General features: G+C 74.5%; 13 protein-coding genes. 10 read left to right on the plus strand and 3 right to left on the minus strand.

The window, feature by feature from the left end:
• Positions 1–80: 80 nt before the first annotated feature.
• Genes ACWEPX_RS12965 through ACWEPX_RS12975 form a run of 3 tightly spaced genes read left to right on the plus strand, consistent with a single transcriptional unit; the run spans position 81 to position 3009 of the window.
• A complete protein-coding gene (locus tag ACWEPX_RS12965) occupies positions 81–1046 on the plus strand; it encodes an efflux RND transporter periplasmic adaptor subunit (RefSeq protein ID WP_451897327.1) in 966 nt (321 codons plus the stop codon).
• Positions 1046–1732: an ABC transporter ATP-binding protein gene (locus ACWEPX_RS12970; protein ID WP_451897328.1), complete on the plus strand. Its 687-nt coding sequence runs from the start codon at positions 1046–1048 to the stop codon at positions 1730–1732. The genes ACWEPX_RS12965 and ACWEPX_RS12970 overlap by 1 nt, the downstream gene beginning before the upstream one ends.
• Positions 1732–3009, plus strand: coding sequence for an ABC transporter permease (locus ACWEPX_RS12975; protein ID WP_451897329.1), 1278 nt, complete (start codon positions 1732–1734; stop codon positions 3007–3009). Before ACWEPX_RS12970 ends, ACWEPX_RS12975 begins: the two co-directional genes overlap by 1 nt.
• A 3-nt stretch (positions 3010–3012) precedes the next feature.
• Here ACWEPX_RS12975 and ACWEPX_RS12980 read toward each other — a convergent pair whose 3' ends face one another.
• Positions 3013–4044: a methionine synthase gene (locus ACWEPX_RS12980; protein ID WP_451897330.1), complete on the minus strand. Its 1032-nt coding sequence runs from the start codon at positions 4042–4044 to the stop codon at positions 3013–3015.
• A gap of 25 nt (positions 4045–4069) precedes the next feature.
• Between ACWEPX_RS12980 and ACWEPX_RS12985 the strand changes: the two genes are divergently transcribed.
• Complete coding sequence (locus tag ACWEPX_RS12985) at positions 4070–4942, plus strand: serine/threonine dehydratase (RefSeq protein WP_451897331.1); 873 nt, start codon at positions 4070–4072, stop codon at positions 4940–4942.
• Here ACWEPX_RS12985 and ACWEPX_RS12990 read toward each other — a convergent pair.
• Complete coding sequence (locus tag ACWEPX_RS12990; RefSeq protein WP_451897332.1) at positions 4929–5840, minus strand: LysR family transcriptional regulator; 912 nt, start codon at positions 5838–5840, stop codon at positions 4929–4931. The two genes, ACWEPX_RS12985 and ACWEPX_RS12990, sit on opposite strands and share 14 nt — an antisense overlap.
• Positions 5841–5912: 72 nt before the next feature.
• Here ACWEPX_RS12990 and ACWEPX_RS12995 point away from each other — a divergent pair, with 72 nt between their 5' ends.
• Genes ACWEPX_RS12995 through ACWEPX_RS13005 form a run of 3 tightly spaced genes read left to right on the plus strand, consistent with a single transcriptional unit; the run spans position 5913 to position 9213 of the window.
• Positions 5913–6575 (plus strand): succinate dehydrogenase cytochrome b subunit, encoded by a 663-nt coding sequence (locus ACWEPX_RS12995; protein WP_451897333.1) that lies wholly within the window; start codon positions 5913–5915, stop codon positions 6573–6575.
• A complete protein-coding gene (locus tag ACWEPX_RS13000; RefSeq protein ID WP_451897334.1) occupies positions 6572–8485 on the plus strand; it encodes a fumarate reductase/succinate dehydrogenase flavoprotein subunit in 1914 nt (637 codons plus the stop codon). The genes ACWEPX_RS12995 and ACWEPX_RS13000 overlap by 4 nt, the downstream gene beginning before the upstream one ends.
• On the plus strand, positions 8482–9213 hold the full coding sequence (locus tag ACWEPX_RS13005; RefSeq protein WP_451897335.1) for a succinate dehydrogenase/fumarate reductase iron-sulfur subunit: 732 nt from the start codon (positions 8482–8484) through the stop codon (positions 9211–9213). The genes ACWEPX_RS13000 and ACWEPX_RS13005 overlap by 4 nt, the downstream gene beginning before the upstream one ends.
• Here the strand turns inward: ACWEPX_RS13005 and ACWEPX_RS13010 are convergent.
• The gene (locus ACWEPX_RS13010; protein ID WP_451897336.1) at positions 9202–9807 is read right to left on the minus strand and encodes a class I SAM-dependent methyltransferase; all 606 of its coding nucleotides are present in this window, start codon (positions 9805–9807) and stop codon (positions 9202–9204) included. The two genes, ACWEPX_RS13005 and ACWEPX_RS13010, sit on opposite strands and share 12 nt — an antisense overlap.
• A 99-nt stretch (positions 9808–9906) precedes the next feature.
• Between ACWEPX_RS13010 and ACWEPX_RS13015 the strand changes: the two genes are divergently transcribed.
• The 3 genes from ACWEPX_RS13015 (at position 9907) to ACWEPX_RS13025 (ending at position 12084) form a co-directional block, all read left to right on the plus strand.
• A complete protein-coding gene (locus tag ACWEPX_RS13015) occupies positions 9907–10989 on the plus strand; it encodes an exo-alpha-sialidase (protein ID WP_451897337.1) in 1083 nt (360 codons plus the stop codon).
• Complete coding sequence (locus tag ACWEPX_RS13020) at positions 10990–11268, plus strand: MoaD/ThiS family protein (RefSeq protein WP_451897338.1); 279 nt, start codon at positions 10990–10992, stop codon at positions 11266–11268.
• Positions 11269–11487: 219 nt separating this feature from the next.
• A complete protein-coding gene (locus ACWEPX_RS13025) occupies positions 11488–12084 on the plus strand; it encodes a hypothetical protein (protein ID WP_451897339.1) in 597 nt (198 codons plus the stop codon).
• Positions 12085–12100: the final 16 nt, after the last annotated feature.

Below are 12100 nucleotides of genomic sequence, written 5' to 3' on the forward strand. Positions count from 1 at the left end.
AGCCGCGGCGGCAACCCGTTCAACATCACTATTCACGGCATGTATACACTCGGTCGCCTTCCGGTTCCTGGGGGTGGCCAGTGCTCAACCCGATCCGCGCGGCCGCGGCCGCCGTGCTCCTCCTCGCCGCGGGCTGCACCGCGGGCGGCCCCGCCGAGCCGCCGCCGCAGCTCGCCGAGCGGGGGACGACCTTCACCACCGCGGAGGTGGGCAAGCAGGACCTCACCGCCAAGGTGAGCCTGACCGGGAAGGTCGAGCTGAACCCCGTCTACGGCATCGCGGCCCCGGTCGCGGGCGAGATCCGCTACCTCGACGCGCCCGACGCGGGCCCGGTCGCCCGCGCGACCCGGGTCGCCACGATCTGGGCCGACGGGCGGCCCACGCGCATCGAGATCCCGGAGGGGGCCGAGTTCGCCGGGCGGCTCGTCGCCGACCGGGCGCGGGTGAGCGCCGGGATGCCGGTCGTCTCCCTGCGCCACGGCGGCTACGCCGTCACCGCCGACATCGACGGCAAGCAGGCCTACGCGGTCACGCGCGGGATGAAGTCGGTGCGCGCCCAGATCGAGGGCGGGCCGGGGCCCTTCGCCTGCAAGACCCTGGGCACCATCGCCGCCCTGCCGCCGGGCACGGTCCCCGAGCCGCCCGCCCCGCCCACGCCCGAGGTCGATCCGAGCGCGCCGCCGCCGATGCCGGGGCCGACCTCCGCGCAGCCGGAACCCTCCGAGCCCACCGGCATGCGGCTGGTGTGCACCGCACCTGCGGGCACCACGCTGATCAACGGCGCGGCCGCCACCATCGAGGTCGTCACCGCCCACGCCAAGAACGTGATCGTCGCCCCGGTCGAGGCCGTCGCGGGCACGCAGGGCAAGGGCCAGGTCGACGTGATCGGGCCGGGCGGCGAGCGCGTGACCACGCCGGTGGAGCTGGGGCTGACCGACGGCGCGGTGGTGGAGATCAGGTCCGGGCTCAAGGGCACCGAGACGCTGGCCGTGCCCGGGCCGACCATCGCGGCCCCGGAGCCCTCCTTCGGCCCGGGCGGGCCGTGATGACCGCGCTCCTGGAATTGTCCGGCATCGCCAAGGTCCTCACCGGGCAGGGCGAGCCGCGGCCGATCCTCACCGGCGTGGACCTGACCGTCCACAGCGGCCAGAGCGTCGCCATCCTCGGCCGGTCCGGGTCGGGCAAGAGCACGCTGCTGAGCCTCATCGGCCTGTTCGACCGCCCCGACGCCGGGCGCTACCTGCTCGCGGGCGAGGACATCACCCGCGTCGCCGAGCGGCGGGCCGCGCGGCTGCGCAGCGAGCGGTTCGGCTTCGTGTTCCAGCGGTTCTTCCTGCTCAAGCACCTCACCGCCGCCCAGAACGTGGCGATGGCGCTGGTCAACGGCCAGGGCTGGCTGCCGCGCCGCAAGCGCCGCGCCACCGTCATGGCCGCCCTGGACCAGCTCGGCATCGCCCACCTCGCCAAGCACAAGCCCGCCCGCCTCTCCGGCGGCGAGCAGCAGCGCGTCGCCATCGCGCGGGCGCTGGTGCGCCGCCCGCAGGTCCTGCTCGCCGACGAGCCCACCGGCGCGCTCGACACCGAGACCGGCTCGCTGGTGATCGACGCCCTGCACGCCACCACCCAGCACGGCTGCGGGCTGGTCCTGGTCACCCACGACCAGGCCCACGCCGCGCGGATGGGCCGCGTGCTGCGACTGGTGGACGGCGCGCTGGTGCCGGAGGTGCGGTGATGCTGTCGGGGAAGCTGCGCTCGGCGCTGGTGATCGGCGGGCAGGGCATCCGGGCGCGCAAGCTGCGGACGTTCCTGTCGATGGTCAGCCTGTTCCTCGGGGTGCTCGCCGTGGTGACCGTGCAGGCAGGCGCGCTGATCGCCGAGCGGGCGGCGCGGGCGGACATCGAGATGCACCAGGGCATCGACGGCACGGTCACCGTCAACCTGCCCGAGCACGCCGACACCGTGCCGGTCACGCTCGACACCGTGCGCGGCGAAGGCGCCGCGGTCGCCCAGACCACCTACCGCGCGGTGGTCGGCGAGCCCGGTGTCGCGCCGGTCAACCCCGGCGGGTCGCCCTTCGACCAGAGCTACGGCGGCGGCGTCGCCTACTACTGCGACCGCTACGGCAACTGCCGGCCGATGGGCGCCGACGAGTCGCAGCCCACCGGGCAGGCCGTCGAGTTCGCGCTCTACGGGCTCACCGGCGACGTCCGCCAGTTCCGGCCGTTCCCCCTGACCTCGGGCCGCTGGCTGGACTTCGCCGGGTCGCCGCTGATGTCGCCGGGGCTGGTGGTCAACGAGGAGCTGGCCAAGGGCCTGGCCCGCCACCAGATTCCCGCCGAGCTGCGCCTGCCCGGCGCCGCGACCAACGCCACGCCGCGCATCATCGGCGTGGTCGACGACGGCAACGGCGTGCCCACCGCCTACGCGCGCGCCGACGAGCTGGCGACCTGGGCCCAGCCGGAGCGCATCGACCACCTGTACGCGGACCCGGCGGCCACGTCGGTGGTGCACGCCCTGAAGTCGCGGCTGACCGCAGCGGGCGCGCCGATGGACCAGTGGTATGAGCAGACCATCAACGCCGACGAGTACGTCGGCGACCAGTTGATGCTCCTGCGGCTGATCTTCCTCGGCATGGCCGCGCTGGTGCTGCTGATCGGCGTCGCCGGAATCCTCAACGTCGGCCTGGCCACGGTGGGGGAGCGCATCGAGGAGTTCGCCCTGCGCCGCGCCGTGGGGACCCCGCGGCTGCTGCTGGCGGGCATCGTCCTGGCCGAGACCATGATCGTCGGCCTGCTCACCGCCGCCGCCGCGATCGGCGTCGGCGTCCTCGGCCTCGAAGCCGCCCGCCGCGTGCTGGCCGACCGCGAACCGCTGCTGGCCGAGGTCGCCTTCCCGTGGGAAGCAGGCCTGGCAGGCGTCATCGCAGGCGTGGCCGCAGGCATCCTCGGCGGCCTCATCCCAGCCGTCCGAGCCGCCCGCATCCCCATCGCCACCGTGATGCGCGCCTAGCGGCTACCAGGACTCCGGGGGCTCGACGAAGGCGCGGCCCAGGTCGCGGGCCAGGGTCATGGCGCGGCGGGTCCAGGCTGGGGTGGCTCCTGCCAGGCCGCAGGTGGGGGTGGGGATGGCGTGGGTGGCCAGGATCGTCCGGGGGAAGCCGAGGCGGTCGGTGAGGTCGAGGGCGGGGGCGGCGACGGCGCGCAGGGATGGCGGGGTCGCGGGGGCGGTGCTGGGGACGGTGCCGAGGAACAGGACCGTCTCGGCCTGCCACGCCTCGCCGAGTTCGTCCAGCGCGGCCTTGTCGAGGTCGAGGGTGGCGTCGAACGCGATGGCGCCCGCACCCGCGGACCGCAGCAGCGAGATCGGGGGGTGCGGGGCGCAGCAGTGGGCGATGACCGGGTTGCCGGACGCCGCGCGTGCCGCGTCCACCACCGCTGCCAAGACCTCCCGGGCCTCCGGTTCGGCGACGGCGGGCACCGTGCCGTAGCCGGACGGGGTCGGCACCGTGCCCGCCAGCACGCCCGGCAGCCCCGGCTCATCGATCTGGACCACGATCGACGCCCCTGTTCGGCGGCGGGCCTCCGCGATGTGCTGGGCCAGGCCCTCGGCGAGGGAGGCGGTCACGTCGCGCAGGGCGCCCGGGTCGGTGAGCACGCGGTGGCCGCGCGGCAGCTCGACGCCGCCGGTCAGCGTCCACGGGCCCGGCGCCTGCACCTTCAGCACCGCAGGCGCGGCCCCGGCCCGCTCGATCGCTTCCTCCACGGCGTCGAGGTCGCGGCGCAGCAGGTCGACCGCGCGGCGGTGGTCGGCGCCGGGGCGGGCGGTGAGCCGGTAGCCCGAGGGCACCACCTCGACGGCGATGTCGACCAGCAGCGCGGCGCCGCGGCCGAGGATGTCGGCGCCCAGGCCGCGCGCGGGCAGCTCGGGCAGGTGCGGGAACTCCGGCAGCTCGCCGAGCACGACGGCGGCGGCCTCGACGGGGTCGCGCCCGGGCAGCGAGCCGATGCCGGTCGCCGCGCCGGTGGGCCAGGGTGCGGTGCTCACCCGGGCAGTTTGGCAGAGTGGCGGCATGGACCAGGTCGCGGCCGCAGCCCAGCGCATCGCCCCCTACATCCGGCGCACCCCGATCCTGCGCGCGGAGGTCGACGGCAGGCCGGTGGTGTTCAAGTTGGAGCACCTCCAGCGCACCGGCTCCTTCAAGCTGCGCGGCGCGCTCAACGCGCTCATCGGCGGCCCTGAGGCCGAGCACGTGGTGACGGCCTCCGGCGGCAACCACGGCGTCGCGGTGGCCACGGCGGCCAAGCTCCTCGGCATCCCCGCGACCGTCTACGTGCCCGAGACCGCGCCCGCGGCGAAGGTCCGCCGGATCGAGGCGGCCGGGGCCAAGCTCATCCGGCTGGGCCGCACCTACGCCGAGGCCAACGCCGCCGCCCAGGCCGAGACCGGCGCCCGCTACCTGTCCGCCTACGACGACCCGCTGGTCATCGCGGGCCAGGGCACCTGCGCCGCCGAGGCCGTTGCCGACGCCCCCGACATCGCGGCGTTCGCCGTCGCCGTGGGCGGCGGCGGGCTGGCCGCGGGCACCGCCATCGGCGGGGGCCGCCCGGTGGTCGCCGTCGAGCCGGAGGGCTGCTGCGCCCTGCACCACGCCCTCGCCGCGGGTCACCCCGTCGACTCCCCGGTCGACTCCATCTCCGCGTCCGCGCTGGGCGCGACCCGCATCGGCGAGCACCCCTTCGCCCTGCTCCGCGACGCCCGCTCGGAGCTGGTCACCGACGCCGCCACCCTGGCCGCCCGCGACCGCCTGTGGGACGAGTTCCGCCTGGCCGTCGAGCCCGCCGCCGCCGTCCCCTTCGCCGCCTGGCTGGCCACCCCGACCGACGCCCTGACCTGCGTCATCCTCTGCGGCGCCAACTCCGACTGGACGCCTACGCCCGCGTGACTCCCACGGGCAGGGCGTCGCCTGCGACCAGGGCGTCGACGTGGGCGTGCAGGACCGAGCGGAACGCGCGGGCCGCGATCGTCGGCGGGGCGTCGCTGCGGTGGGCCAGGGCGACTGTGCGGCGCAGGCCCGGGCCGACCAGGGGCGCTGAGAACAGGCGCGGCCGGTCGGGCAGGACCAGGCTGGGCACGACGGCCACCCCCAGGCCCGCCTCGACGAACCGCAGCACCGCGTCCATCTCGCCGCCCTCGACGGCCAGGCTGGGCTCGAAGCCTGCGGCCAGGCACGCCCGCAGGGTCGTCTCCCGCAGGTCGTAGCCCTGCCGGTACATGACCAGCTGCCGCTCGCGCAGGTCGGTCAGCCGCACCCGCGCGGGCAGCTCGACGGCGGAGGCGACCATCAGGTCCTCGCGCAGAACCGGCGTCGCGTGCAGCGCCGGGTCGACGCCCTGCGGGGGGACGATCACCAGCGCGAGGTCGAGGTCGCCTGCGACCAGGGCGCGGGTCAGGTCCCGCGAGCCGCCCTCCTCGACCTGCAGCCGCACGCCCGGGTGCTCGTCGTGGAAGCGGCGCAGGACGTCGGGCAGCACGCCGACGCACACGCTCGGCGTCGCGCCCAGCCGGATGCGCCCCCGCCGCAGCCCGGCCAGCTCGGCCACCTCCAGCCTGGCGGTGTCCACATCGGACAGGATGCGCTTGGCGATCGGCAGCAGCGCCTCCCCGGCCGGGGTCAGCGCGACGGCCGGGACGCGGGTGAACAGCGGGCTGCCCAGCTCCGCCTCCAGCGCGTGGATCTGCTTGCTCAACGAGGGCTGCGCCACATGCGACAGCCGCGCCGCCCGGGTGAAGTTCCGCGTCTCGGCCACGGCCAGGAAGTACGCGAGCTGCTGCAACGTCATAGCCCGAGGCTATCGAGTCGAGCGGGATCATGTATTGGACGACTGATCGGCCGCGCGCCTAGCGTCGGGGGCATGCTCACGGAATCACCGGTGCGGCAACGGATCCGCACCACTGTGGGCCGCAAAGCCGTGATGGCCGTCACCGGAATCGTGCTCCTCGCCTACGTCGTGGCGCACATGGCTGGCAACCTCAAGGCGTTCGCGGGCCCGGCCTCGATCGACGGCTACGGCCGGTTCCTGCGGGAGTTCCTCGCGCCCGTGCTCGGCCACGGCGGCTTCCTCTGGGTCGTGCGGGTCGTCCTGCTCGCCGCGGTCGTGCTGCACATCGGCGCGGCCGTCTCGCTGACCAGGCAGGCCCGCCGCGCCCGCCCGGTCCGGTACGCGGTCAAGCGCGGCGGGTACGCCGCCCGCACGATGCGCTGGGGCGGGGTGATCATCGCCCTGTTCGTCGTCTACCACATCCTCGACCTGACCGCGGGCGTGGTGAACCCGCACGGCGTGCCCGGCGAGGTCCACGCGAGCCTCGTCGCGGGCTTCAGCCGCTGGTACGTCGTCGCGTTCTACACCCTCGCCGTCGTCGCGCTCGGCTTCCACATCCGCCACGGCATGTGGAGCGCGCTGCGCAGCCTCGGCGCGAAGACCTCGGCCCAGCCCGCCGCGCTCGCCGTCGCGGTGGCCGTCACCGCCGGGTTCCTGTCCGTGCCCTACGCCGTCCTCCTGGGGGTCATCGCATGAGCTACACCGAGGGCACGCCGCTGCGCGACACCCGCGCCCCGGATGGTCCGCTGGAGACCCGCTGGGAGCGGCGCAGGCTGGCCGCGCGCCTGGTCAGCCCGGCCAACCGCCGCCGGATGAGCGTCATCGTGGTCGGCACCGGCCTGGCCGGGGCGTCCGCGGCGGCGACCCTGGCCGAGCTGGGGTACGCCGTGCTGTCCTTCTGCTACCAGGACAGCCCGCGCCGCGCGCACAGCGTCGCCGCCCAAGGCGGGATCAACGCGGCCAAGAACTACGCGGGCGACGGCGACAGCATCGCCCGGCTGTTCCACGACACCATCAAGGGCGGCGACTTCCGCGCCCGCGAGTCCAACGTGTACCGGCTCGCCGAGGTCAGCGGCGCCATCATCGACCACTGCGTGGCCCAGGGCGTCCCGTTCGCCCGCGAGTACGGCGGCCTGCTCGACACCCGCTCCTTCGGCGGCGCGCAGGTCTCCCGGACCTTCTACGCCCGCGGCCAGACCGGCCAGCAGCTCCTCCTGGGCGCGTATCAAGCGCTTGCGCGGCAGATCGACGCCGGGCGCGTGGTCAGCAGGCCGCGCACGGAGATGCTGGACCTCGTCGTCGCCGACGGGCGCGCCCGCGGCGTCGTCGTGCGCGACCTGGTGACCGGCGAGATCGGCACCCACCTCGCCGACGCCGTGGTGCTGGCCACCGGCGGCTACGGCAACGTCTTCCACCTGTCCACCAACGCCAAGGGCAGCAACGCCACCGCGATCTGGCGGGCTCACAAGCGCGGCGCGTGGTTCGCCAACCCGTGCTTCACCCAGATCCACCCCACGTGCATCCCGGTCGGCGGCGACCACCAGTCGAAGCTGACCCTGATGAGCGAGTCGCTGCGCAACGACGGCCGGGTGTGGGTGCCTGCGCGCCCGGGCGACCCGCGTCCGCCGTCGCAGATCCCGGAGGACGAGCGCGACTACTTCCTGGAGCGGCGCTACCCCCGCTTCGGCAACCTCGTCCCGCGCGACATCGCCGCCCGCGCCACCAAGGCGGTCTGCGACGCGGGCCACGGCGTCGGGCGCGGGGTGTACCTCGACTTCGCCGACGCCATCGCCCGGCTCGGCCGCGAGGTCGTCGCCGAGCGGTACGGGAACCTGTTCGAGATGTACCAGCGGATCACCGCCGAGGACCCGTACACCACGCCCATGCGCATCTACCCGGCCGTCCACTACACGATGGGCGGGCTGTGGGTGGACTACGACCTGCAATCCACCATCCCGGGCCTGTTCGTCATCGGCGAGGCCAACTTCTCCGACCACGGCGCCAACCGGCTCGGCGCGAGCGCGCTCATGCAGGGCTTGGCCGACGGCTACTTCGTCCTTCCCGCCGTCATCGGCGACTACCTGGCCGACGGTCCCTTCGGCGAGGTGCCGCGGGCGGCGGCCGAGGCGGCCGAGGAGTCGGTGCGCGCCACCGTGGCCGCCCTGCTCGCCGTGGACGGCGACCGCACGCCCGAGTCCTTCCACCGCGAGCTGGGCAGGCTGATGTGGGATCACTGCGGCATGGAGCGCTCGGCCGACGGCCTGGCCGAAGCCCTCAAGCGCATCCCCGACCTGCGCGCGGAGTTCTGGCGGCGGGTCAAGGTCGTCGGCTCGGGGGACACCCTGAACCAGACCCTCGAACACGCGGGCCGGGTCGCCGACTTCCTGGAGCTGGCCGAGCTGATGTGCCTGGACGCGCTGCACCGCGAGGAGTCCTGCGGCGGCCACTTCCGCGCCGAGAGCCAGACCCCCGACGGCGAGGCCCGCCGCGACGACGCGCGCTTCGCCTACGTCGCGGCCTGGGAGCACACCGGCGGCCCGCCGGTCCTGCACCGCGAAGACCTGGCGTTCACCGCCGTCCAACCGAGCGAGCGGAGCTACCGGTGAAGTACACCCTGCGCATCTGGCGGCAGAGCGGCCCCGACGACCCCGGCGGGCTCGTGGAGTACGCCGTCGACGGCATCACCCCCGACATGTCCTTCCTGGAGATGCTCGACGTGCTCAACGAGCGCCTGCTGCTCGACGGCGAGGAGCCCGTGGCCTTCGACCACGACTGCCGCGAGGGCATCTGCGGCATGTGCGGGCTGATGATCGACGGGACCGCGCACGGCCCGCGGCAGGCCACGACCACCTGCCAGCTGCACATGCGCGAGTTCGACCCGCGCCGCCCGATCACCGTCGAACCGTGGCGGGCCCGCCCGTTCCCGGTGGTCCGCGACCTCGTGGTGGACCGCTCGGCGCTGGACCGGGTGATCGAGTCCGGCGGGCACGTCGGCGTGCGTGCGGGCGCGGCCCCGGACGCGCACGCCGTGCGGGTGCCCAAGCCGGACGCCGACCGGGCGTTCGCCGCGGCGGCCTGCATCGGCTGCGGTGCGTGCGTGGCGGCCTGCCCCAACGGCTCGGCCATGCTGTTCACCGCGGCCAAGGCCGTGCACCTGGGTTCGCTGCCGCCGGGTCAGCCCGAGCGGGGCGCCCGGGCGCTGGCGATGGTGCGCACCCAGGACGACCTCGGCTTCGGCGGCTGCACCCAGGTGGGCGAGTGCGCCTCGGCCTGCCCCAAGGAGATCGGGACCGACGTGATCGCCGCGCTCAACCGCGACGTCCTATGGGGTTAGCGGCTTGCGGGCGGCCAGGCGCTCGACCGTGCCCGCCTTGAGCCGCTGGCTGCGCTCGACCCGCAGCCCGGCCGCCTCGACCAGGGGCAGCGGCCTGCGGGTCTGGTAGTCGCCGATCATCCGCTTGGTGACCTGCTCCAGCAGCCACTGGGCGAAGCGGATCGGGCGGTGGTGGCTGCCCACGTGGTCGAGCAGCAGGAGCAGCCCGCCGGGGCGCAGCACCCGGCGCATCTCGGCGATCGCGGCGCGCTCGTCGGGGAAGCCGCAGAGCCCCAGCGTGCAGACCACGGTGTCGAAGGACCCGTCGGGGAACGGCAGCGCTTGGGCGTCGGCCTCGCGCAGGTCGACCTGCAGGCTGCTCGCGCGGGCCCGCTCGGCGGCGATGGCCAGCATGGCCGGGCTGAAGTCGACCCCGGTCAGCCGCACGCCCGGCGGGTAGTGGGGCAGGTTGCGCCCGGTGCCGACGGCGACCTCCAGCACGTCCCCCGACGCCTGCCCGCACACCCACTCCCGGCCGTCGCCGACCTGCAGCCGCTCCCAGAACGCGATGTCGCGGTCGTAGCGGGCGGCGTAGGCGTCCCACTTGTGTCGCATCCCCCCACACAACCACCCGCGCGGCGGCCGGGCCACGGGAGCCGCCCGGTTGTCGGTGGGTCGGCGTAGCGTGGCGCGCACCACATCGGAGGAGGGGCGATGGCGCAGAAGGTGCTGGTGGCCATTGGGACGCGCAAGGGGCTGTTCCTCGCCTCCGACGACGGCGGGTGGACGGTCACCGGGCCGCACCACGCGATGACCGACGTCTACGCCGTCGCCGTCGACACCCGCCGGGCGGTGCCCAGGATCCTGGCCGGGGTGGCCTCCGAGCACTGGGGCCCGACCGTGGCGACCAGCGACGACCTCGGCGCGACCTGGCAGGAGCCCGACCACGCCCCCGTCGCCTTCCCCGCCGACACGGGCGCGTCGCTGGCCCGCGTCTGGCAGCTCGCGCCGGGACCGGCAGGCCAGCCCGATGTCGTCTACGCGGGCACCGAGCCATCGGCGCTGTTCCGCTCCACCGACGGTGGCCGCACGTTCGAGCTGGTCCGCGGCCTGTGGGAGCACCCGCACCGCAAGGACTGGTTCCCCGGCTTCGGCGGGCAGGCCGTGCACTCGGTCATCCCGCACCCCACCGATCCGGATCACGTCACCGTCGCCATGTCCACCGGCGGCGTCTACCGCACCACCGACGGCGGGGCGTCCTTCGCCCCGAGCAACACCGGCATCAAGGCGTACTTCCTGCCGGACCCGTACCCGGAGTACGGCCAGTGCGTGCACAAGATCGCCCAGCACCCGTCCCGGCCCGACCGGTTCTACGCCCAGAACCACCACGGCGTGTACCGCAGCGACGACGGCGGCGTCACCTGGACCTCGATCGCCGAGGGCCTGCCCTCCGACTTCGGCTTCCCGATCGCGGTCCACCCCCACGACCCCGACACCGCCTACACCTTCCCGCTCACCGCCGACGGCCACCGCTTCCCACCCGACGGCCGCTGCCGCGTCTACCGCACCCGCGACGCAGGCACGACCTGGGAAGCCCTGGCCACGGGCCTCCCCACCACCCCCTACTGGGCCACCGTCCTCCGCGACGCCCTCTGCACCGACGACGCCGACCCCGCAGGCATCTACTTCGGCTCCCGCTCCGGCGACATCTACGGCAGCCGTGACAGCGGCGACACCTGGACCCGCATCGCAGCCAACCTGCCGGACGTGCTGTCGATCAGAGCAGCGGTGGTCTAGATGCCGGTCACCATCCACCTCCCCGGCATCCTCCGCCCCCACGCGGCCAACCAACCCCAACTCCACCTCGCCCCCACCCCCACCCTCGCCACCGCCCTGGACACCCTCGCCCAAACCCACCCCGCCCTAGAACGCCGCCTACGCGACGAACAAGGCACCCTCCGCCGCCACGTCAACTTCTTCATCGACGGCGAGGAATGCCGCCAACTCCAAGGCAAGCACACCCCCTTGCCCCCCAACGCCCAAATCCACATCATCCCCTCCGTAGCAGGCGGCTAGCCCTCCCCACGCACCACCCGACTCGCGCGGTGGAAGTCGGCCAGCCCGGTGGCCCCCAGGCCAGCTCACCCCAGCCAGCCCCGCCGTTCGCCCCGGGGCCACCCACCGGCGGGCTGTCCCTCCCGCCCCTCCACCGCCCCCTCCCACCCTCCGCCGTCCCAGCACGCCAGGTGCGCCGAACCGCCGAGCAACCGCCCACCCCTTTGACAAGATGGCGGGGTGACCGCCGCCGATCGCGCCGCTGCCTTCTGGGCCGCCTGGTATGAGCACCTGCCCACCATCGCCGCCGCCCTCGGGGACGGGGAGCCGCAGCGGGTCGAGGCGTTGCTGTGCGGGTTGGTCGCCGAGGTGCACCCGGATCTGCACTTCGCCATCGAGCGCGGTGAGCGGGCCATCTACGCCCTCGTCGTCTCCGGCCAGGAGGACCCGGCCCTGCGGCCGTTCACCGACGCCTGGAAGGCCGCCGCACCGCCCGACGACGCCATCTGGGAGTTCCACGACTCCGTCCCGCCCGTTCCCGACCCCACCCAGGTGACGGTCAACATCGGCGCCCATCGGCTCTCGCTGGCCGATGTGCGCGTCCACGCCCAGGTCGACGGCGGCGTCGTCGACGTGGCCGTGCACCACCCCCTGCTGGTCGAGCTGACCCCCGAGATGCGCCAGGCCATGACGTTCCTCCCCCTCGACGCCACGCTCGGCGAGCGGGTCGCGGGGGAGCGGTTGCGGCGGGTGGAGACCGCCGAGCAGGAGCCCGCGGAGAGCATCGGGCTGCTGGAGCTGCGCGACCTCGTCCGCGGTCTCGCCGAGGCGAAATAGTCGGTCCCCCTGGCTA

The organism is Actinokineospora sp. NPDC004072, from assembly GCF_053604195.1.

Bases quoted from the DNA above. Each gene is read 5' to 3' on its own strand.
- ACWEPX_RS13010 (WP_451897336.1), bottom strand. From the start codon at position 9,807: ATGCGACACAAGTGGGACGCCTACGCCGCCCGCTACGACCGCGACATC.
- ACWEPX_RS12995 (WP_451897333.1), top strand. From the start codon at position 5,913: ATGCTCACGGAATCACCGGTGCGGCAACGGATCCGCACCACTGTGGGC.
- ACWEPX_RS12985 (WP_451897331.1), top strand. From the start codon at position 4,070: ATGGACCAGGTCGCGGCCGCAGCCCAGCGCATCGCCCCCTACATCCGG.
- ACWEPX_RS12970 (WP_451897328.1), top strand. From the start codon at position 1,046: ATGACCGCGCTCCTGGAATTGTCCGGCATCGCCAAGGTCCTCACCGGG.
- ACWEPX_RS13015 (WP_451897337.1), top strand. From the start codon at position 9,907: ATGGCGCAGAAGGTGCTGGTGGCCATTGGGACGCGCAAGGGGCTGTTC.
- ACWEPX_RS13020 (WP_451897338.1), top strand. From the start codon at position 10,990: ATGCCGGTCACCATCCACCTCCCCGGCATCCTCCGCCCCCACGCGGCC.
- ACWEPX_RS12990 (WP_451897332.1), bottom strand. From the start codon at position 5,840: ATGACGTTGCAGCAGCTCGCGTACTTCCTGGCCGTGGCCGAGACGCGG.
- ACWEPX_RS12975 (WP_451897329.1), top strand. From the start codon at position 1,732: ATGCTGTCGGGGAAGCTGCGCTCGGCGCTGGTGATCGGCGGGCAGGGC.
- ACWEPX_RS13000 (WP_451897334.1), top strand. From the start codon at position 6,572: ATGAGCTACACCGAGGGCACGCCGCTGCGCGACACCCGCGCCCCGGAT.